General features: G+C 62.7%; 17 protein-coding genes. 5 read left to right on the top strand and 12 right to left on the bottom strand.

Annotated elements, in window-relative coordinates:
- Nucleotides 1-368: 368 nt before the first annotated feature.
- From Q7U29_RS22515 to Q7U29_RS22495, 5 genes are all read right to left on the bottom strand, one after another.
- Nucleotides 369-2,336, bottom strand: a complete 1,968-nt coding sequence (locus Q7U29_RS22515) for a methyl-accepting chemotaxis protein (RefSeq protein WP_304744953.1) — start codon at nt 2,334-2,336, stop codon at nt 369-371.
- A 201-nt stretch (nt 2,337-2,537) separates the two neighbouring features.
- Nucleotides 2,538-3,836, bottom strand: a complete 1,299-nt coding sequence (locus Q7U29_RS22510) for an ATP-binding protein (protein ID WP_304744951.1) — start codon at nt 3,834-3,836, stop codon at nt 2,538-2,540.
- A 35-nt stretch (nt 3,837-3,871) separates the two neighbouring features.
- The gene (locus Q7U29_RS22505) at nt 3,872-4,927 is read right to left on the bottom strand and encodes a lysylphosphatidylglycerol synthase domain-containing protein (protein WP_304744949.1); all 1,056 of its coding nucleotides are present in this window, start codon (nt 4,925-4,927) and stop codon (nt 3,872-3,874) included.
- A 330-nt stretch (nt 4,928-5,257) separates the two neighbouring features.
- Nucleotides 5,258-5,548, bottom strand: a complete 291-nt coding sequence (locus Q7U29_RS22500; protein WP_304744947.1) for a hypothetical protein — start codon at nt 5,546-5,548, stop codon at nt 5,258-5,260.
- Nucleotides 5,545-6,948 (bottom strand): OmpA family protein, encoded by a 1,404-nt coding sequence (locus Q7U29_RS22495; RefSeq protein ID WP_304744945.1) that lies wholly within the window; start codon nt 6,946-6,948, stop codon nt 5,545-5,547. The genes Q7U29_RS22500 and Q7U29_RS22495 overlap by 4 nt, the downstream gene beginning before the upstream one ends.
- 256 nt (nt 6,949-7,204) lie before the next feature.
- On the opposite strand from Q7U29_RS22495, the gene Q7U29_RS22490 reads away from it, so the two are divergent.
- Nucleotides 7,205-8,263 (top strand): polysaccharide deacetylase family protein, encoded by a 1,059-nt coding sequence (locus tag Q7U29_RS22490; RefSeq protein ID WP_304744943.1) that lies wholly within the window; start codon nt 7,205-7,207, stop codon nt 8,261-8,263.
- A gap of 102 nt (nt 8,264-8,365) precedes the next feature.
- A complete protein-coding gene (locus Q7U29_RS22485) occupies nt 8,366-9,172 on the top strand; it encodes an SDR family oxidoreductase (RefSeq protein ID WP_304744941.1) in 807 nt (268 codons plus the stop codon).
- Nucleotides 9,173-9,356: 184 nt separating this feature from the next.
- On the opposite strand, the gene boxB is transcribed toward Q7U29_RS22485, so the two are convergent.
- The 3 genes from boxB to Q7U29_RS22470 form a co-directional block, all read right to left on the bottom strand.
- The gene (gene boxB, locus Q7U29_RS22480) at nt 9,357-10,808 is read right to left on the bottom strand and encodes a benzoyl-CoA 2,3-epoxidase subunit BoxB (RefSeq protein ID WP_304744939.1); all 1,452 of its coding nucleotides are present in this window, start codon (nt 10,806-10,808) and stop codon (nt 9,357-9,359) included.
- Nucleotides 10,809-10,975: 167 nt separating this feature from the next.
- Entirely contained in the window at nt 10,976-12,664 is a 1,689-nt protein-coding gene (gene boxC / locus Q7U29_RS22475) for a 2,3-epoxybenzoyl-CoA dihydrolase (RefSeq protein WP_304744937.1), read from the bottom strand.
- Between the two features lie 301 nt (nt 12,665-12,965).
- Nucleotides 12,966-13,430 (bottom strand): hypothetical protein, encoded by a 465-nt coding sequence (locus Q7U29_RS22470; protein WP_304744935.1) that lies wholly within the window; start codon nt 13,428-13,430, stop codon nt 12,966-12,968.
- A gap of 139 nt (nt 13,431-13,569) precedes the next feature.
- On the opposite strand from Q7U29_RS22470, the gene Q7U29_RS22465 reads away from it, so the two are divergent.
- The gene (locus tag Q7U29_RS22465; RefSeq protein ID WP_304744933.1) at nt 13,570-13,731 is read left to right on the top strand and encodes a hypothetical protein; all 162 of its coding nucleotides are present in this window, start codon (nt 13,570-13,572) and stop codon (nt 13,729-13,731) included.
- Nucleotides 13,732-14,193: 462 nt separating this feature from the next.
- Here the strand turns inward: Q7U29_RS22465 and Q7U29_RS22460 are convergent, their stop codons facing one another.
- The 4 genes from Q7U29_RS22460 to Q7U29_RS22445 all read right to left on the bottom strand — a co-directional run bounded on the left by Q7U29_RS22460 (nt 14,194) and on the right by Q7U29_RS22445 (nt 18,353).
- A complete protein-coding gene (locus Q7U29_RS22460; RefSeq protein WP_304744931.1) occupies nt 14,194-15,204 on the bottom strand; it encodes an IS1595 family transposase in 1,011 nt (336 codons plus the stop codon).
- A gap of 69 nt (nt 15,205-15,273) precedes the next feature.
- Entirely contained in the window at nt 15,274-15,798 is a 525-nt protein-coding gene (locus tag Q7U29_RS22455; RefSeq protein ID WP_304744929.1) for a DUF309 domain-containing protein, read from the bottom strand.
- A gap of 24 nt (nt 15,799-15,822) precedes the next feature.
- The gene (locus Q7U29_RS22450) at nt 15,823-16,641 is read right to left on the bottom strand and encodes an alpha/beta fold hydrolase (RefSeq protein ID WP_304744927.1); all 819 of its coding nucleotides are present in this window, start codon (nt 16,639-16,641) and stop codon (nt 15,823-15,825) included.
- Between the two features lie 170 nt (nt 16,642-16,811).
- Nucleotides 16,812-18,353, bottom strand: a complete 1,542-nt coding sequence (locus Q7U29_RS22445) for a benzoate-CoA ligase family protein (RefSeq protein WP_304744925.1) — start codon at nt 18,351-18,353, stop codon at nt 16,812-16,814.
- 58 nt (nt 18,354-18,411) lie between these two features.
- Between Q7U29_RS22445 and Q7U29_RS22440 the strand changes: the two genes are divergently transcribed.
- Both Q7U29_RS22440 and Q7U29_RS22435 read left to right on the top strand, forming a co-directional pair.
- Nucleotides 18,412-19,401: a helix-turn-helix transcriptional regulator gene (locus Q7U29_RS22440; RefSeq protein WP_370691810.1), complete on the top strand. Its 990-nt coding sequence runs from the start codon at nt 18,412-18,414 to the stop codon at nt 19,399-19,401.
- 50 nt (nt 19,402-19,451) lie between these two features.
- The coding region (locus Q7U29_RS22435) for a hypothetical protein (protein ID WP_304744921.1) at nt 19,452-19,781 on the top strand (330 nt) is incomplete at its 3' end.

The raw sequence follows: 19,781 nt of genomic DNA, 5'->3' as shown, positions 1-19,781 counted from the left end.
AGCGAATGCCGACGTCGATGCGGCCACCAGGCCGGCAGCGACGATAGCTTTCATGAAATTCATGGTTGTCTCCATCTTGTGAGCGAAGCGCCTAGACAGCGCCCGACTGCGCTCACGCCGTCCGTTTAGGGGCGGTACACGCAGCTTTTACGAAGGTTTCGTGACAACTGGATGACAGATACAAGCCATTGAAAATACTTGACTTTAGGTCGCTTCGGGGTTTTTGGCTGGGAAAAACAGGCGCTAAGGGCCGCGTCGTTTCCGGGCACGCTTTCGATCAAAAACGGCCGCCATGATGGCTAATGATATGTATATCAAGGGGTAAGCCGGCCAAGGCAGCCGCGGAACCAGTTTGGCGATGATGCCGGCTAGGCGGCACGGACCGTAGCGAGAAACTTCTCGACCTCGGACTTGAGAAGACTGCTTTCGATCGAGAGATCCCGGGCGGATTGCAGGACCTGGGTCGATGCCGATCCGGTCTGGACCGCACCCTGACTGACTGCGGTTATCTTTGCCGCGACATCGGCGGTTCCCTTTGCCGCTTCGCCGACGTTCTGCGCGATCTCCCGCGTCATGACGTCCTGCGACTCGACCGATGCCGAAATCTCGGTAGCGATCGCGGAAATTCGATCGATGGTCGCACCGATATCCTTGATTGCGCCGGCGGACTCGCTGGTTGCGGCCTGCATGCTGGTGATTTGCGCCCCGATTTCCTCAGTCGCCTTGGCCGTTTGAGCGGCCAGTGCCTTCACTTCCTGCGCCACCACCGCAAAGCCACGGCCGGCATCTCCGGCGCGCGCGGCCTCAATGGTCGCATTCAACGCCAGCAGATTGGTTTGCTCGGCCACCGAAGTGATCAACTGCAGGACGTCCCCGATGCGAGACGCCGCATGAGTCAGATCGGCGATACGGGCGTCTGCCTTTCCGGCTTGCGCAACCGCCTCGTCGGCGATCCGGTTTGATTCATCCACTTGTCCGGAAATCTTCCGAACCGAAGATGCGAGCTCCGAAGTCGAGGTGGCAACCGACTCGACATTGGCCGAAGCTTCTTCCGAGGAAGCCGCAACATTGGCCGACAGGCTCTGAGTGCTTTCAGCGGTCCTGGTCAACACGTTGGCGGCCGATTCCAGCAAGCCAGCATTGGAAGACACCGTTGCGATGATCTTTCCCGCGGTTGCCTCGAATTCATCCGCCAGTCTTTGCATGGACTGTTGTCGCTCGAGCCGGGCGTGCTCGTCGACCTGACGCATTCGATCCTGCTCGGCCTGCGCTTTCTCCATCGCGACCGCCTTGAAGTTCTCCACCGCCCTCGCAATGTCGCCGATCTCGTCTCCGCGAGCTATCCCGGGCAAGGCGACGTCAAATCTGCCCGCCGCGAGTTCACGCATTGCGGCGGCGAGCAGCAACAGCTGTCGTGTCGCCAGATGGGCGAAAAAGAAGGCCAGCGGCAGCACGATCACGAGAGCGAGCGAAGCCTTGATGGCAAGCGACGTCGCAAACCCGCGCTTGGCGGCATCGACTCCGTTTCGGCTCGAGACGAAGGCGACCGTCATTCCGCCGCCGACGTCGCTCGCCAGATGAATTACCCGCGCCAGATACGGAGCGTCGCCCAATACCAGGTTGGCAAAGGCGGGCGTTCCCCCGGTTGCGGTCTGAAGGGCCTGGGGTGGGATCGAAATCGGGACATTCTTGCCGAGGGTGGACGCCGTCACCTTTTCCCGGGCGAGGAATACGACATCAAGTCCGGTTCGTTGCTTCAGTTCGAGGGCAGTCGCCGCGTTGAAATAAGACCCCGTCTTGATCGTGCCGATCACGCGGTCGCCCAGCAGAATTGGCTTCACGCTATCCTCGGCGGCCTCGCCAGAGGTGGGTGAAACGGTCAATCCACCGGCCGGTTTGCCGCTTAGCGCGGCTCGAATCTGCGGTTGAGATGCCTTGTCGTCACCACGTTTTGCCGGGTTGTGACCGCGCTGCAGCACGATCCCTTTGGCATCGGTGACCTCAAGGGAGGCCAATGCCGGATCCTGGGCGTGAATTGCCTTGAACTCGCGCACGGCAACCGTCTCCAGATCGGCAAGATCACGCTTCTGCACCGCTGCAATCACGTCGGGATGACGCGCCAGCATATCGCCATACACCTTCATCCGATTGCCGACCCCGGCAAGGGCCGTGACGCCTTCGGTTGCAGCCGCGCTCAGGACATCCATTTGCCCCTGATCCAGGGTTCGGCCCATCGCATCGTAGGAAATTGCCCCGGCCGCTATCGCTCCTGCCGAAAATATCACGGCAGCCGCCATGCCCGCCCGACTCCTGAGCGACCGCATCAATACCGCCATGGGATTAGCTCCAAAGAGAATTAATGGAATATCGCCAATCTAAACTGCCTTTATTAAGGATTCGCCGTACGTTACGGGTAAAACTACGCGGCGTTCAGGCAGCGCGCGTGGAATGAATGCCGGCAGTTCGGCGGCCTTAACGGCGCTCGCCGCACCGAACCACCATTGTCCAGCCCTGTTGGAGACGGCGGAAACCTGGATTTACGCAACCACCGGAGGCATGGCCGGAGGAAAAGCGGCGGTAAAAGTCGCACCTTGTTTAGGCACGCTTTCGATCAAAAGCCGGCCGCGATGGCGGTTGAGAATATGTTTCACCAGCGACAGACCGAGGCCGGTGCCGCCCTGGGCGCGGCTGTCGCCGACATCGACCCGGTAGAACCGTTCGGTCAGCCGCGGCAGATGCTCGGGCGCGATGCCGGGGCCGAAATCGCGCACCATGACCCGGACTTCCGGCGTGCCTTCGCCTGACAGCGCCTGGCTGAGCGACACCACGACCTTGCCGCCGGACGCACCGTATTTCAGCGCGTTCTCGATCAGGTTCTCGAACAGCCGCAGCAACTCCTCGCGATCGCCGGCAATCCAGACCGGCGTATCCGGCAGGTCGATGTCGATGGTGACCTGCCGCTCTCGCGCCAGCAGCTCCAGTCCGTCCGCGACCTGGCGGATGATGGGGACCAGATCCACCAGCGTGTCGGGGCGGACATGGGCTGACAGTTCGACCCGCGACAGCGACAACAGATCGTCGATCAGCCGCGCCATCCGCTTCGCCTGGTTATGCATGATGCCGAGAAAGCGCTCGCGCGCCTTGACGTCGTCCTTGGCCGGCCCCTGCAGCGTATCGATGAAGCCCGACAGCGCCGCCAGCGGGGTGCGCAGCTCATGGCTGGCATTGGCGACGAAATCGGCGCGCATTTCCTCGACCCGGCGCAGCGGCGTCTGGTCGTGGAACGTCATCAGCATGCATTTGTCGGAGCCGCCGAACAGGGTCGGCACCGGCACCGGCGTGACGGTCAATTCCATCCAGCGGTCGACCGGCACGTGATCCAGATAGGTCGCGCGCCGGATTTCCGAGGTCGCGATGGCTTCGCGCAACGCGGTGATGATCTCGGGCGAGCGCAGTGCGAACTGCGCCAGCTCGTTCTTGCGCAGTGCCGGCGCGAGCTGCGCCGCCGCAGCGTTGAGATGGAGGACGCGGCCGGCGCGGTCGAGCAACACGGCGGGATCCGGCATTCCGGCGACCACCGCGGCGACCGCCGCGGCCTCGACCGGATTGACCGCGCGGACGTCGTCGCGCGACGCCGCGACATCGTGCAATCGCCACGGCACCAGCGCGGCCGCACCGATGCAGATGAACGCCGCGGCGGCGCGGACCGCCGCCAGATCGCCGAACACGACGAGCACGGCCAGGGCGAGACCGGCGGCCAGCAGGATGATGGCCGAATGCCGCAACCGGTCCGGCCACGGCGAGAAGAAGGAAGGAGAAGATTCATCTATCGCCATCGGGCCGACTTAGCTTCCGGTTCAGGTCCGTATCGTCAGGCGCCGGTATCCCCACGCTCACGTACATAGACAGCTTCGTGTTTTGGCGCGGGATCAGTGACCGACCTTTTCAGGTTCAACCGCTTCAATCGGGCGCCCATGATAACCTCCCGAAGCGTCAGCAAGATTACAGATATGACGAACGGCGTAATGTAATAGAGCAGGCGAAACAGCAGCATGCCGGCGAGCAGGTCTTCGCGGTCCATCTGCCATAGCCCGACCAGCATGGCGGCGTCGAACACCCCGAGCCCGCCGGGCGAGTGGCTGGCGAAGCCCAACAGGGTCGCCGAAACGAACACGACCGCGACCACGACGAAGCCGAGATGGGGCTCATCCGGCGCCAGCACGTACATCGCCAGCGCGCAAAAGCTGAGATCGACGATGCCGATCGCGATCTGCAGCAGCGTCAGCGGACCGCCCGGCAGCGTCACGGTCCATGGCCCGCGGCCCACTCCCCGCGGTCGCACCCAGACCCAGGCCACATAGGCCGCCAGCCCGAGCAGGATGGCGAAGGCCGCCAGCCTGTTCAGCCAGACCGGCAGCTGATCGATCGCGGCAGCCGCTTCCGGATGATAGGCGATGCCGAGCCCCAGCACCGCGGCATTGCCGAGCCAGAATGTCAGGCCGGCCAGGAAGCAGATCTTGGCGACGTCGATCGCGTTCAAGCCCCACGCGGAATAGATCCGGTAGCGCACGGCGCCGCCGGTAAAGACGCTGGCGCCGACATTGTGCCCGATCGAATAGGAGGTGAACGCCGCGAGCGCGGTGACGCGGTAGGGGACGTCGGTACGACCGATCGTGCGAACCGCGAACAGATCATAGAATGTCAGGGTGAAATAGCCCGCCGCCACGAACAGCGCCGCCAGCACGACCTGTCGCGGATGGGTCCGCCGGATGGCCTCGACGACCTCGCCGACATCGATGGTGCGCAGCATATGGTAGAGCACGTAGCACGCGATCCCGATGATCGTGATGCTGACCACAACACCTAATTTGTGCAGGATTTGCTTCTGGCGCAGAAACGAAACCGCCCTGCGTATTGTATCAAGCATCTCCACCTCTAAGTGCGATCCCATACATGCGGTTGCCGGACGATCTTTGCCGCCCCGGCGCCACGCCTCTTCCCCGACCCGAACTGGTAGCGTGTTTTGAGCCGAAGTGGAATTCGCTTGGGCCGAATAAAACGCGCACGTTCAATATATTAGGGGGCATTCGTGACACCCGATGCACGGATTTGCTGCATTCTCCGCGGCTGACAGGCCCGGTGGCTGCGAACTTGCGCCGGCAGCAGTGAAGTTTTCGTGATTTCCGGGCAAAGGCTGCGCGCCTGTCCTGCGGCAAAACCGGTTCCCGCCTGGCGCCCACATGGCCATTCGTCCGGATCATGCCCTATGCCGCGAAAGCACCCGGTCGCGCAGCCAGGATCCGACCGCGCAGCCGACCAGATATACTGCAAACAGGATCAGGCCGAGGTCGAGCCAATAGCCGAAGCGGCCGGGAATCACCTGGGTGAGCGCCGCCGCGACCAGCGCCGCCGCCAGCCCCGCCAGCCAGCGGGCGGTCGTCTTCGATACGCCCTGGCCCCGGTGGACCACCGCAATCCAGCCCATGGCGAGACCGAGCAACAGCGACGCCAGCAGCCAGCCCCAATGGAATGTCGCCAGATAGGTCATTCGCCTTTCCTCACCACGAAATCGATGCGGCGGTTCTGCGCCTTGCCCTCGTCGGTATCATTGCCGGCCAGCGGCTGGGTGCTGCCATAGCCAACAGGCGTAAACCTGCTGGCGGGCAGGCCCGCCTTGACCAGATAATCGGTCACGGCCTGCGCGCGCCTTTCCGACAGCTCCTGGTTGAAGGCGACCTCGCCGTCGGCGTCGGTGTGCCCGGCGATCTCGATATTGACGGTCGAACAACGCATCGCGGTTTCGACCAGCCGGTCGAGCAGCGCCGCCGAATCCGGATCGATGGTGGCGCGCCCGGATTCGAAGCGGATTTTCGCTTTGGCCAGCAAATCCGCCAGCAGCTGCTGACAGACGGTGGCATCGACCGGCGCCGCCGCAGGCCTGACCGAGATTTCCGGCTTGAACTGCCAGCCTTGCGGAAAATCCTTGCCGAGCCCGGCGCGGATCTGAACCGCCGCCGCTTCGTAGAGGGCATCGCCCGACAGCTTCACCTCCCGGTCGGACACCACGAGCGTGCCGGTCGACAGCCGCGCCAGCGCGCCCAGCGCCGGCACTACCGCATTGGCAAAGCCCGCGGGCGCGCCGACGCTGGCCTTGAGATTGTCGACCACCTTTTCCCGGAGGAATTTGCGCCCGGCCGCGGTCGCGATCGCCGCATGGACGTTATTATCGGGCACATAGCCGGTCAGCGTCACCGTCACCGCAACCGGGTCCTTGTAGGCCTGGAAGACATAGGGCGGCGCCTTGACCTCATTGGCGGCGACCGAAAAACCCTCGGGGAGATTTTTCAGCGCAGCCGCAATCGCTTCCCGGCCGCCGAGGTCGCGCGCCATGCCGGAAAGGCTGACCTTGGTATCTGAAATGGTGACCTTGCCGTCCTTCAATTTCCCGATCTGGTCGAGCAGCAGCAGCGCCGCATTGTCGAAACGCGGCGGTGCGCCCCGGGCCAGATTCATCCGGTCCACCACCTCGACCCCGCCGAGACCCGCGCGGGCGGCCTCCATCAACCTGTTCCTGATGGCCGGCAGGGGCGAACTGCCGCCCAGGGTGACCCGGACGACATCCCGCTCGGCCGACCAGGCGAACGGTTTGGATTCGGGGACGAGCCGGGTCTGGTCGTCGACCAGCCGCACGCCCGGCACGGCCTCCACCGACGCCACCGCGCTGCGACGGCCGTCTTCCGAGAAGGCGTCCGCCGCAAAGGTGACGTCGCGGCCGGCGACCGCCATCCGCGCCTTGTCGAGCACGGTATCCTTGAGTGCGGCATTAGAGCGCGCGGCCAGATCGGCTTCCAGAGGGGGGGTGCTGGTCCAGGCCGCGATCGCCCACAAGACGGCCAGTGGAATCGTGCCCGGCCACCACTTGCTGCTCCACCTGAAAAGTCCGTGCATTGGCATCCCGCGGGGCCTGGCGCCCCGATTCCGAAGTTCGTGAGCTATCGCGGCACCCCCTGACACGAACTTCGGCAACAAGGGGGGCGCTAGCACTGGAGAACAGAGAGAAAACAAACCCTTGCGGGACTGTCAAACTGGAAATAACACGAAAATTGTCCGGATACGCGGGCGCGATCCGACCAACTGTTTCTAACTGTTTCTTCAGCGGTCACCGGCTAGTTTCGAAATCTCGTCACAACCGGCCAGTTCCTGGATGAAGCAGTTCCGCAACAATGTTATCCGCGCTGGCCTCGAAGCGCTATATTTCACCGGCGCGCATCACCTGATGCGACCGCTGTTCGCCGGCGTCGGCGCGATTTTCATGCTGCACCATGTCCGGCCGCGTGGCGACGCCGATTTCCAGCCCAATCATCACCTCGAGGTCACGCCGGAATTCCTGCGCCTGATGCTGGCGCATCTGCGGTCGCACGGGATCGACATCGTGACCATGGACGAGGTGCATCAGCGGCTGATCGATCGCAACTTTTCGCGGCGCTTCGCCTGCTTCACCCTCGACGATGGCTATCGCGACAACCGGGATTTCGCGCTGCCGGTGATGCGGGAGTTTGGCGCACCCATGACGGTCTACGTCGTCAGCGATTTCGCCGGGGGCACCGGGCGGCTGTGGTGGGTGGCGCTGGAACGGGTCATTGCCAGGGCATCCTCGATCGAGGCCCGGATCGGCGACGTCGCGACCCGCCTCGATACCTCGACGCCATCGGCCAAACAGGAAGCATTCGACCGGCTGCACGACTGGCTGCGCTCGTTGCCGGGAGAGCACGACGTGGCCCGCGAAATCAGCGCGCTGTGCGCGCGCCATGGCGTCGACGAGGCCGCCCATTGCCGCGAGCTCTGCATGTCCTGGGATGAACTGAGACCATTCGCCGACGATCCGCTGGTCACGATCGGCGCGCATACCATCACGCATTGCAATCTCGCCAGGCAGACCGAGGCCATGGCGGCCGACGAGATCGCCACCAGCCGCGCCCGGATCGAAAGCGCGTTGCAGCGTCCCGTCCTCCACCTCGCCTATCCCTATGGCGACAAGATCGCGGCCGGCCCCCGCGAATTCGCGCTGGCGCGCGCGAGCGGCTTCAAGACCGCGGTGACGACGCGGCCGGGCATGATCTTTCCCGAGAGCGCCGACCATTTGACCGCGCTGCAGCGAGTCTCGCTCAACGGCAACTACCAGGACAGGCGGTTTCTTCCCGTGCTGACCTCCGGCGCCGCGACCGCTTTCGGCAACGGGTTCCGGCGGATCGACGCGGCTTAACTTCCTTCCTTCTCCCCTTGTGGGAGAGGGGAAAGGTCCCCGTTTCTTGACTCATCCTTCCCCCGCGCCCAAAACCGCCGGCAAAATCAACCGGAGAAACGCATGTTCAAGGATCTGTTTTCGCTGAAGGGCCGCGTCGCTGTCGTGACCGGGGGATCGCGCGGCATCGGCAAGATGATCGCGGCCGGATTTCTCGCGCAGGGTGCGGCGAAGGTCTACATCACCGCGCGCAAGGCCGGGCCCTGCGAGGCGACCGCGAAGGAGCTTTCGGCCGCCTGTGACGGCGAATGCATCGCGCTGCCGATCGACATTTCCACCATGGCCGGCATCGACATGCTGGCGACCGAGATCAGGAAGCGCGAGCCCAGGCTCGACATCCTCGTCAACAATGCCGGCGCTGCATGGGGCGCGGAATTCGACGAGTTCCCGGAGAGCGGCTGGGACAAGGTGATGAACCTCAACCTCAAGACGCCGTTCTTCCTGACCAAGGCGCTGGCCGCCCCGTTGCGCGCGGCCGCCACCGCGGAAAAGCCGGGCAAGGTCATCAACATCGCCTCGATCGACGGGATCTTCGTCAATCCGATGGAGACCTATTCCTATGCCGCCAGCAAATCCGGGCTGATCCACCTGACCCGCCGGATGGCCGCCAAACTGATCAGCGACCATATCGTGGTGACGGCGATCGCACCCGGACCATTCAAGTCCGACATGAACAAGGCCGCGCGCGACAATTCAGACGAGGTGGCGACGCGGGTGCCGTCGGGCCGGATCGGCACCGACGAGGACATGGCGGGCACCGCGATCTTTCTCGCCTCGCGCGCGGGAGATTATGTGGTCGGGACGACGATCGCGGTCGATGGCGGGATCGTCTACGCCAATCCGGGGATCAAGGGCGACGGGTGGGATTGAGCGCGCATCGCTTCAGCCTAAACGAAAGCGGCGACGCTTCCTTACCTCTCCCGCTTGCGGGGGAGGTCGACGCGCTCGCCAGAGCGCGGCGGGTGGGGGAAATGCCCAAGTCAGACTCCGGCGCCCGCTGTGAGACCCCCACCCCGGCCCTCCCCCGCAAGCGGGAGAGGGAGTGGACCGGTGATCACGTCTCGATTTTCACATATTCGAAATCGCCGGGCTTGTTGTCGATCCCGACCTTGGGCGGCGAGATCCAGGGGGCGTAGCTGCCGATATCGGTCACAGGCTTCATCAGCGAGGCGATGAAATCGCCGTCGTCCACTGACGGCAGCCAGTCGTTCCTGCGCTTGTTCCAGGTGGCGTCGTCGATCAGCAAACCGTCGGGCGTGGCATGGACGTCCCTGAACTCACCGATCTGGCGATGGAACGCGACGTTCGGCAGGGTCAGCTTGAAATCGTAGCCTGATGTCGAGATCACCTTGTTCCAGCGCAGCAAGCCCTTGACGCAGTCCTGGGTGTAGTCGTCGCGCAGCCGCATGTTGAGCGCGGTGAGCGCCGGCTCGTCGACCCGCTTGATCACGCCGTCGACCAGCTTGAGCACCGGATAGGTGTCGTTCTTCAGCTGATGGTCGTCCTTGATCTGGGTCTCGTGATAGCGCCCCTTGATGCCGGCATTGAAGGCGTTCGCCGCATTGGTCGAGACTTCCGAGCCGAACAGATCGAGCGACAGCGTGTAGTGCAGGTTCAGCTTCTTCTGGATGGTCGGCAGGTCGATCACCCCGAGCGCGCGGACTTTTGCCACATCGGTGGGATCGCTGATGCCGGCGGCCTTCATCGCTTCGCAGGTGCGCTGCACGACGCGGCTGATGCCGGTCTCGCCGACGAACATGTGGTGCGCTTCCTCGGTCAGCATGAAGCGGCAGGTGCGCGACAGGGGATCGAAGCCGGACTGCGCGAGCGAGTGCAGCTGCATCTTGCCGTCGCGGTCGGTGAAATAGGTGAACATGAAGAACGACAGCCAGTCCGGCGTCGCCTCGTTGAAGGCGCCGAGCATGCGCGGCGAATCGGCGTCGCCGGAGCGGCGGCGCAGCAAATCGTCGGCCTCCTCGCGGCCGTCGCGGCCGAAATATTTCTGCAGCAGATAGACCATCGCCCAGAGATGGCGGCCTTCCTCGACATTGACCTGGAACAGGTTGCGCAGGTCGTAGAGCGAGGGCGCGGTCTTGCCGAGATGGCGCTGCTGCTCGACCGAGGCCGGCTCGGTGTCGCCCTGGATCACGATCAGGCGGCGCATCATGGCACGGTATTCGCCCGGCACTTCCTGCCAGGCCGGCTTGCCGCAATGCTCGCCGAACGGAATCACGCGGTTCTCTTCCTGCGGCGCCAGCAGGATGCCCCAGCGATAGTCCGGCATCTTGACGTAATCGAACTTGGCCCAGCCGCGCGGATCGACCGAATAGGCGGTGCGCAGATAGACCAGCGACTGCTGAAAACCCTCCGGGCCCATGTCGCCCCACCAGTTCATGTAACCGGGATGCCAGCCCTCCAGCGCCTTGAGCACCTGCCGGTCCTCGCTGAGATTCACGTTGTTGGGAATCTTGGTGGAGTAGTCGACGTTCATGATGTTGACGTTCATGGCGTGCTCCTTTGGGTCGGTTTCGTGTCCCGGTGCAGCGTTCTCCCGGCGATGCGAAGCATCGTCCGGCACGCTGCTCCGCAGAGCCGGGACCAATTCAGCAACGAAGGTGGGTCCCGGTTCTGCAGCGCGTCACAAGGGTGCCGCACTGCGCCCGGGACACGGACTCACACCCGCGTCATATCGAACTGCGCCTTCTGGCCGGTGCCGTAACGGCGCAGCGCGCCGTTCTCGCCGACCGCGTTGGGGCGCTGGAAGATCCAGTTCTGCCACGCCGTCAGGCGCGAGAAGATCTTCGATTCCATGGTCTCCGGACCGACGAAGCGCAAGTTGGCTTCCATGCCGGTCAGACTGTCGGGCGAGAAAGAGGTGCGCTCCTCGAAGAACACCCGGATCTCGTCGTCCCAGTCGATATCGTCGAGCGCGAAGGTGACGAGGCCGAGCGCCTCGGCCTGCTCGGCATCGAGCCCCTCGCCGATTTTGGCCTGCGCGCGCGCGACGTCTTCCGGATCGGCCTGAAACCGCGACTGCAGTCGCGTCAGGCCGTGGCTCATCGGATAGGGCCCGAAATTCATCGCAGAGAGTTCAATCGTCGGCGCCGCGCGGTTGTCGCCCTGCCGCGAGCCGATCAGCATGTAGGAGCGGTCGGCCGCAAACACCAGTTCGGCCAGCGTACCGACGAAGCAGGAGCCGGGCTCGACCAGCGTCACCAGCGTGCGCGAGGTGACGTCGATGCGCTTCAGCACCCGCTTCCAGTATTGCCTGATCTCGTTGACCAGCCAGTGCGCCTTGTTGGCTTCCAGGAAGGCATCGCAGGCCAGCACATTGGCGCGGTCGCCATGCGACTTGAACACCAGCATCGCGGTCTCGAGCTCGTTGATGCGCAGATGCAGGATGGCGTCGTCGAGCTCGCGCGCCACCTGCAGCGGCCAGAATTTTGCGCCCTGCCCGATCATGCCGTCGATATCGGCGGGAGGTGCGGTTTCCGGCGCCTGAATTGAAATCGCGGCGATGCGCGCCGCGCGGTCGATATCGACACTGACAAAACCGTAGCGGATGCCATGTTCATCGAAGCTGCGGGTCAGAGGCTCCAGCGAGATCGCCTTGCCGTTGCCGTTGCGTTTTGACGCCGCGGCGAATTCCCTGGCGCGTTCGGCGACCTTGGCATCGAGCTTGCTGTTCGGCACGATCTCGTCGACCAGCCGCCACTGCACCGCGCGCTTGCCCTTGATGCCCTCTTCGATGGTGCAGAAATAATCGGCGTGATCGCGGCGCACCTTGCGCTTGTCGACGACGCGCGTCAGCCCGCCGGTGCCCGGCAACACCGCCAGCAGCGGCACCTCCGGCAGCGCCACCGCGGCGGCGCCGTCGTCGGCGAGGATGATGTGATCGGTCGCCAGCGCCAGTTCATAACCGCCGCCGGCCGCGGTGCCGTTGATGACGGTGACAAAACGCTGGCCGGAATTTTCGCTGGAATCCTCCAGGCCGTTGCGGGTCTCGTTGGTGAATTTGCAGAAATTGACCTTGTGGGCGTGGGTGGCGCCGGCCAGCATGCGGATATTGGCGCCGGCGCAGAACACCCGGTTCTTGCCCGACCGCAGCAGCACGACCTTCACAGCGGGATGCTCGAAGCGCAGCCGCTGCACCGCGTCGGCGAGCTCGATATCGACGCCGAGATCGTAGGAGTTCAGCTTGAGCTGATAGCCCTCGAACAGGCCGCCGTTCTCGTCGACATCCATGGTCAAGGTCGCGACATCGCCTTCGACATCCAGCTTCCAATGCCGGTAGCGCGACGGATCGGTCTGGAAATCGATGTACTTCGCGCCGCCCGCGAGGACGCGATCTTCGCCAGCCATGAGGCCATCCCTGGATTGGTTTTTGGTTGGAAACTTGGTCTGCTTGCCTAACTCAACATGCACAATAATGCATGTTTCTGAATTGGTCTACCCTAAAACGCAGAAAGCTGCATTTTGTTGCACATTATAACGATGACAAAGCAGCATACAAATGCTAGTTCTGGCTCCGCCCCGCAAGGGGATGGCGATCCCGATACCTCAGAGGGCGAAGCTCTCAGCGTTCAGATCAAAAACTACTTTGATGAGCGCTGGGGGCAGTACCCGCCGATCTTGAAGGCAGAGGCGGACTTGATAGCGTCGCTTATGCTCGCATCTGTTCAAACAGCGGTCCGACGAAAGGCTTCGTGAACGTTTCAAGGTCCGAATAGACCGTCTCGAAACGAGCCAGAATGTCTTCAAAATCCCGTTTGTTGTAAACGCGCAGGTTCTTCTGTTGCGCGTCAAGGATTGCTTGGCGTTCGGCTCTCTGGTTAGCGCCAAGCTTATCCATCAATTCTGGAAACATCGCGACGGATTCACGGTGGTCATACCACAGCAGGTCGTCGGGATACTCAGGGCTAGTCCCCCACGCTCCATGAACCGCCTTGTTTCGTTCGGAATACCTACCGCCGATCTCTTTTTGGATTTCCTGAAACCTTTTCAGATCCCTCTCTGACAGTTTTATAGAGGTAACCGTGTCCATCGTTGCCTTGCGACCGCCGTCAGTTTGAAGTGCGAGAAACACACGGATGATGGTTTTGGCTTCTCCGCCCATCAACGATGCCAAAAAAACTCCTAAGCGAGACTCTATCTCGTTCCAGTGCATCGAAATTGCGACTATATACGGAGCCAGATGAGGCCGATCCAAAACGGCGGTTCGTCTAAAATCGAAGGTTATGCGTTTTCCAGGTGGAATAGGTTGAGGCATGGCTAAATCCAATCAGGAAGAAATCGAGTTTCACCCCGACGCGATGCAGCGCTTCGAGCGCGCCGTGTCAGTAGTCGCAAAAAGCCCGCCGCAGCATCGGGTGACGAAGAAGCCGCCTCTGAAGCCCCGCGCGAAGAAGAAGGTCGCCAAAGTTAAATAATCAAAACCGCAATCCGCCAAGATAATGGGATCGTGGCGCATTAATGCGCTCTAGTGCCTCACCAGCCAATCGGCGCGTCAACAACATTGACCGTGAGATTCCTACCCAGCACGAAGGGCGGCGCTTTGAATGTGCGCCTGCAACGATCCATTCGTCGGTTGGAGCCAGATGCCCGCACTCAGGTATGCAAGTCATTGTCTGACGGGACTGAACGTAATTCTCGGGCTCGAACACAACGCAACCACATTTGGGGCAAGCGCACTTAACCAACGGCTTCATAGCTCCGCTCCATTGAGCTGAGCCGCGCTCCCAAGAATGAATTTTGAATAGCGCTCTACGTTGGCTCCGCAAGGCCGTAGGGCGTTCGAAGGGGTCCGGGCCACTAACCCGACCCCTCCACTGATTCGGCCAATATATCAGGGATGGCGCTTACGCCAGCGCAGAAAGCGCTTCGAAAGACTCTTAAAGCGGAGAGGGCGCGTTTTTGCCGTTAGGCCGTCGATAGGTCATGCGCTTGCCGACGATGCCCTTGGCAAGCTCTGTAGCGCGGTCAGTATCGTTCACGCTAAGCGCGGTACGGTTGTTGTTGCGGAATTCAAACTCCGCCAGATAACGATGCAAATGCTTCTCGGAGCAATGCTGATAGGTGCCGCGCATACCGCGTTTGAATACGCTGAAAAAGCTTTCGATCGTGTTGGTGGTGATGACAGTGGTTTTGACAACCGGCTTGCCATCGGGGCGCGTCTCGCCGGTTTCTTCGTTCCAGTAGCGGACGTACTCATCTTCGCCGTGGTTCACGACGCCATGGGCGGAAAACTCGGTGCCGACCTTTTCGTAAACGCGAGCCTGATCCGTCATTAAGTACGCTTCCTTGGCGATATTGACGCGAACGACGGGCAGGATTGCATCGGCGGTCGTGTTCGCAACATGGAAAGTGCGAACCTTTCCGCTATCGCGGTCAAGCAAAGAAAGAACGGTGTTCTTGTGAGCGCCGCCAGCGCGGGCCTTCTTAACGCCAGTGCGGCGGCCGATGAAAGTTTCGTCAACCTCTACTGCACCGCCAGCCGCACCCATCGGTGGGACAAGCCCGCCAACGCGCATTGCTTCACGCAAGCGGTGCATCAGGAACCAAGTCGACTTGTAGCTGATCCCGAGCATACGGTGGACCTGATGCGCACTGATGCCTTTCCTCGAGGCGGTCATCAGGAACAGCGCGGCAAGCCACTTGGTCAGCGGGATTTTGGAGCGCTCGAATACGGAGTTCACGGTCACGGTGAACTGCTGGCGGCAGGCCGGTTCGTTGCACTGATACACGCCGGGACGGTGCGCCTTGCCTTCAAGCTTGGTGAGCTTTTCCTGGTCCGCGTTGCCGCAATGCGGGCAAACCCGACCGTTCGCCCAAACGCGGGCTTCAAGCCATTCGCGGGCTTCGGTTTCGTCGAGGAAGATCGGGTTTTTGAGAAGATCGGTCATGGCTTGCTCCATTGACCGGAAACTACCCGTGGCGGCCTGCTTTGTCATCGTTATAATGTGCATTTTGTTTCATGTGCGGCCGACCGCACCGATCTTCACCCAATCGGCCTTGGAGAGCAGCGGCTGCGCCAGCTTGGCCTTCAGCTGCGCCGAGAGCGCGGATACCGGGAAGCCATCGGCAAAGCCGTCGCCGCCGGCGCCCGCCCGGCGCTGGCTGAGCCTCTCCAGTTCGCCCTGCGCCTCGCCGAACAGCCGCGCCGCGGCGTGCGGCTTCAGCATCCGCAGCTTGAGATTGGCGCCGGCGATCTGGATGCAGGCGCGCAACAGGACCCGCTCGCGGCCGCCTTGCGGTGCCGCCGCCCACACCGCTTCCAGCACCTGCTGCGACTCCCAGAAGAAGCCGTGATCGTTGAGAACCAGCCCGTAGCGTAGCGCCGGGTGGCGCGCCGGGACGAAGTCGCGGAATCGGGAGGGCACCAGCGTCATGACCTGCGCCAGCGTGTCGTAGTCGGCGTCGGCACCCGCGGCCGCACCCGGGACATAGGCCCAGCGCGGCAGCGGAAGACTGGCCCCTGATGACGAAGGGATGCTCATCGCGGCATCGCCATAACCAATGTTTTAAGCGGCGCGCCCCTGCGAGCCTTCATGCGTGTATAAAATGCGTCTTGCAAAATCCGAGATGGTATCCAGCGTCTTTTCCGGCGCCTCGCGATGCGGCGAATGTCCAGCCCCGGCAATCTCCGTCACATCGACGGGACAATAGCACTCTTCCCTGGCAATCTCGATCTGTCTCATTGTCCCATACTGATCGTCGCCCCCCTGCAGGATCGCAACCGGCACCCGTATATAGGCGAGGTAGTCCGAAATGTCCCAGGAGCGAAACTCAGGGTCGAGCCAGGCGTCGTTCCACCCGTAAAAAGCGTTGTCGACATCCTTGTGCCAGCGCGAAAGTTTTGATTTCAGATCAGACGTCTCGTAGGCCTTTCTGATCCCGGCGATCGAGCTTACCGAAATATCCTCAACGACAAAGTGCGGCGCGATCATCGCGACGCCCTGCACGCGATGATCCTGGTGCGAACCGGCATAGATCGCCGCGATCGAGGCGCCATCGGAATGGCCGACCAGAATCCCGCGGCGAAAGCCTGTTGCGTCGAGCAGCTTCGGCAGCACGTCCTGCGCCTCGACATGCATGTAATCGAGCGGGCGCGGCAGCGCTGATGGCGTCGAGGCGCCATAGCCGGCGCGCGAATAGACCAGCACGCCGGCCGAGGTGGCGGCCTGCAGCCTGTCCGGAAAATCGCCCCACAGCCCTACACAGCCGAGGCCCTCGTGCAGCATGACGATGGTCGGCGCCTGGTCCGGCGCGGGCCCGATCATGCGGTATTCGAGATCGGAGGTGCCGATCTTGAGAAAACCGGAGGGGGACAGATTGGTCATTGGGTTAGCTTTCCGAAATGATCGAGACGGCGCAACCCCACCGTCGCCCCTGCGAACGCAGGGATTCAAAATCCCGGGCGTTCGTTGTGAAAGAAGGTCTCTCACGCACCGAGTGTCAACGATAGGCCGCGGCGTATGGATCCCTGCGTTCGTTCGCAGGGACGACGAGGCTACGGCGCCCCATCCCGCAGCTTGAACCTTTGAATCTTCCCCGTCGCCGTCTTCGGCAGGCTCTCCACCACATCGATCCAGCGCGGATATTTCCACGGCCCGATCTTCTGCTTGACGTGCTCCTTCAGCGCCTCGTGCAGGCCGTCGGTCGTGGCACCGGATCGCAGCACCACGAAGGCCTTCGGCTTCAACAATCCTTCCGGATCGGCTTCCGGCACCACGGCGGCTTCCAGCACGGCGGGATGGGTGATCAGCGCGCTTTCGACCTCGAACGGCGACACCCAGATGCCGGAGACCTTGAACATGTCATCGCTGCGGCCGCAGAAGGTGTAGCGGCCGTCGGCATCGCGGATGTATTTGTCGCCGGTGCGGGTCCAGTGGCCGGCAAAGGTCTGGCGGGTCTTGCTGCGCTGGTTCCAGTAACCCTCGCCGGCGGAGGGCGCATCGACCAAGAGCTCGCCGACCTCGCCGTCGGGCACGTCGTCGCCGGCATCGTTCACCAGTCGCACCCGATAGCCCGGCACCGGACGGCCCGCCGTGCCGTATTTGATGTCGCCGGGCGCATTCGACAGAAAGATGTGCAGCAACTCGGTCGAACCGACGCCATCGAGAATGTCGACGTTGAACCGCGACTTCCAGGCATTGCCGACCGATTCCGGCAGCGCCTCGCCCGCCGAGGTGCAGACCCGCAGCCGCGTGCCGCCGCGCTCGTTCTTCATGGCCTCGTCGTTCAACATCGCGGAGAACAGCGTCGGCACGCCGAAGAAAATCGACGGGTTGTAGTTGTTCATCAGCGCGAACATCGAGGCCGGCGTCGGCCGCTCCGAATTGAGCACGGTGGTGGCGCCGACCGACATCGGGAAGGTCATGGCGTTGCCGAGGCCATAGGCGAAGAACAGCTTTGCCGCCGACAGGCATACATCGTCCTCGCGGATGCCGAGCACCTGCTTTGCGTAGGTCTCCGCGGTCGCCGCCAGACTGGAATGCAAATGACGCACGCCCTTGGGCATGCCGGTCGAACCCGACGAATACAGCCAGAACGCCGGCTCGTCGGGATGGGTGGCGACGGTCGCGAATGAATCGCTTTCACCGGCGAGTTCATCGGACAATTTCTTGTAGCCGTGCGCGTCGTTGCCGGCGACCACGACATGTTCGAGATCCGGCATCCGCCCGACCATGTCCTTGACCACGGGCAGCAGCGCTTCGGACACGAACAGCACCCGGGCGCGGCAATCGGCCAGCACATAGGCATATTGATCCGGGGTCAAAAGCGTGTTGAGCGGCACCGGAACGATGCCGGCGCGGATCGCGCCGAGAAACACCGCCGGGAAATCCACGGTGTCGAGCATGATCATCGCCACGCGTTCTTCGCGCCGGACACCGAGCCGGCGCAACAGATTGGCGACACGGCAGCTTTGCTGCTGCAAGCCGCGATAGGTCAGTTCGGAAACGGTGTCGGTGAAGGCGAGCTTTGCGCCGCGGCCCTCGTCGATATTGCGGTCGAGCAGCCAGCTCACCGCGTTGTAGGAACTGCCGCTCATGCCGCGCTCCCCAAGCAAAAGCGTGTCACGACGTCTCCTCCCCAATTTAAGAATTATAATTCATAGAAATGCACTAGATGCGCTTGCTGTCAATCCTCGTCGGCATTATGTTTCCGAAGCGGGCGCCGCCACGGCCCAAACAACGACAAGGGATATGACCGAAAATCTCGATCCCGAAACCGGCTTCCTCGAGCAACTCGGCCAGCGTGTCCGCACCATGCGCGGGCTGGCGGGCAAGTCGCGCAAGGTACTGGCAAAAGTCTCCGGCATTTCCGAACGCTATATCGCCCAGCTCGAAAGCGGCAAGGGCAACGTCTCGATCGTGCTGCTCCGGCGGGTATCCAACGCGCTAGGCGTGAGGCTCGAAGATCTGCTTCCCACGACGGAGCTGGCGTCAGACTGGCTGGTGATTCGCGAACTGATGCGCAAGGCCACAGCGGAGCAGATCGCGCAAGCCAAGGATATCCTCTCAGGTAATGGCACATCCGCGCATTGGACCTCGTTTTCCGGCATTGCCCTGATCGGCCTGCGCGGCGCCGGCAAATCCACCCTCGGCAGGATGCTGGCGAAGAAGATCGGCTGGAGCTTTGTCGAACTCAACAAGGAAATCGAGCGGCAGAACGGATTGTCGGTCGCCGAAATCATCGCGCTCTACGGCCAGGAAGGTTTCAGGCGGATGGAGCAGGCCGCCCTCGGCCAGTTGCTGGCGCGAAAAGAGCTCATGGTGCTGGCAACCGGCGGCGGCATCGTCTCGGAGCCCTTGACCTTCGACCTGATCCTGCAGTCGTTCTACACCATCTGGCTGAAGGCCCGCCCGGACGAACACATGGCCCGGGTGCGCGGCCAGGGCGATCTGCGCCCGATGGCCGACGACCGTTCGGCGATGGCCGAGTTGCGCACCATTTTGCTCAGCCGCGAGCCGCTCTATGCGCGGGCGAATGCGGTGGTCGATACCTCAGGCCTCAGCGTGGATGCCGCCGCCGCGCGCCTGGTCGACGCGGTGGCGCCGGTGCTGCAGAGCGAAGCGAAAATGTTCGCGCGGGGGTAAGTGGCTGTCGGGCCTCGCCCTCTTCCGCCATTCGCGATATTCATCCGCGCATGAAACTGCTCTTCCTCCACGGCGCGCCCGCCGCCGGCAAGCTGACGGTCGCAAAGGCGCTGCTGCAGCTGACGCCGGGGCGGCTGTTCGACAATCATGCGGCGATCGACCTCGCGCGCACTTTGTTCGACTTCGGCGCGCCCGGGTTCTGGGAGCTGGTCCATAGCACCCGATATGCGGCGCTCGACGCCGCCGGAGAGTACGGCGTTCCTCTTGTCGTCATGACCTTCTGCTTTGTCGAGCCGGAAGACCTCCCGCAATTCCGGAAACTCGAAGAGATTGTGCAGCGGCACGGCGGTGAGTTGCTGCCGGTGTTTTTGCACTGCTCG

The organism is Bradyrhizobium sp., assembly GCF_030654605.1.
Lineage (GTDB): Bacteria > Pseudomonadota > Alphaproteobacteria > Rhizobiales > Xanthobacteraceae > Bradyrhizobium.
Note: the sequence above shows the minus strand (reverse complement) of the source record. Positions and strands in the feature narration are given on the sequence as shown.

Coding starts and splice junctions, on each gene's coding strand:
- Q7U29_RS22490 (WP_304744943.1), top strand. CDS start 7,205: ATGAAGCAGTTCCGCAACAATGTTATCCGCGCTGGCCTCGAAGCGCTA.
- Q7U29_RS22500 (WP_304744947.1), bottom strand. CDS start 5,548: ATGACCTATCTGGCGACATTCCATTGGGGCTGGCTGCTGGCGTCGCTG.
- Q7U29_RS22515 (WP_304744953.1), bottom strand. CDS start 2,336: ATGGCGGTATTGATGCGGTCGCTCAGGAGTCGGGCGGGCATGGCGGCT.
- Q7U29_RS22445 (WP_304744925.1), bottom strand. CDS start 18,353: ATGAGCGGCAGTTCCTACAACGCGGTGAGCTGGCTGCTCGACCGCAAT.
- Q7U29_RS22510 (WP_304744951.1), bottom strand. CDS start 3,836: ATGGCGATAGATGAATCTTCTCCTTCCTTCTTCTCGCCGTGGCCGGAC.
- Q7U29_RS22460 (WP_304744931.1), bottom strand. CDS start 15,204: ATGACCGATCTTCTCAAAAACCCGATCTTCCTCGACGAAACCGAAGCC.
- Q7U29_RS22450 (WP_304744927.1), bottom strand. CDS start 16,641: ATGACCAATCTGTCCCCCTCCGGTTTTCTCAAGATCGGCACCTCCGAT.
- Q7U29_RS22455 (WP_304744929.1), bottom strand. CDS start 15,798: ATGAGCATCCCTTCGTCATCAGGGGCCAGTCTTCCGCTGCCGCGCTGG.
- boxC (WP_304744937.1), bottom strand. CDS start 12,664: ATGGCTGGCGAAGATCGCGTCCTCGCGGGCGGCGCGAAGTACATCGAT.
- Q7U29_RS22505 (WP_304744949.1), bottom strand. CDS start 4,927: ATGCTTGATACAATACGCAGGGCGGTTTCGTTTCTGCGCCAGAAGCAA.
- Q7U29_RS22465 (WP_304744933.1), top strand. CDS start 13,570: ATGGCTAAATCCAATCAGGAAGAAATCGAGTTTCACCCCGACGCGATG.
- Q7U29_RS22495 (WP_304744945.1), bottom strand. CDS start 6,948: ATGCACGGACTTTTCAGGTGGAGCAGCAAGTGGTGGCCGGGCACGATT.
- boxB (WP_304744939.1), bottom strand. CDS start 10,808: ATGAACGTCAACATCATGAACGTCGACTACTCCACCAAGATTCCCAAC.
- Q7U29_RS22485 (WP_304744941.1), top strand. CDS start 8,366: ATGTTCAAGGATCTGTTTTCGCTGAAGGGCCGCGTCGCTGTCGTGACC.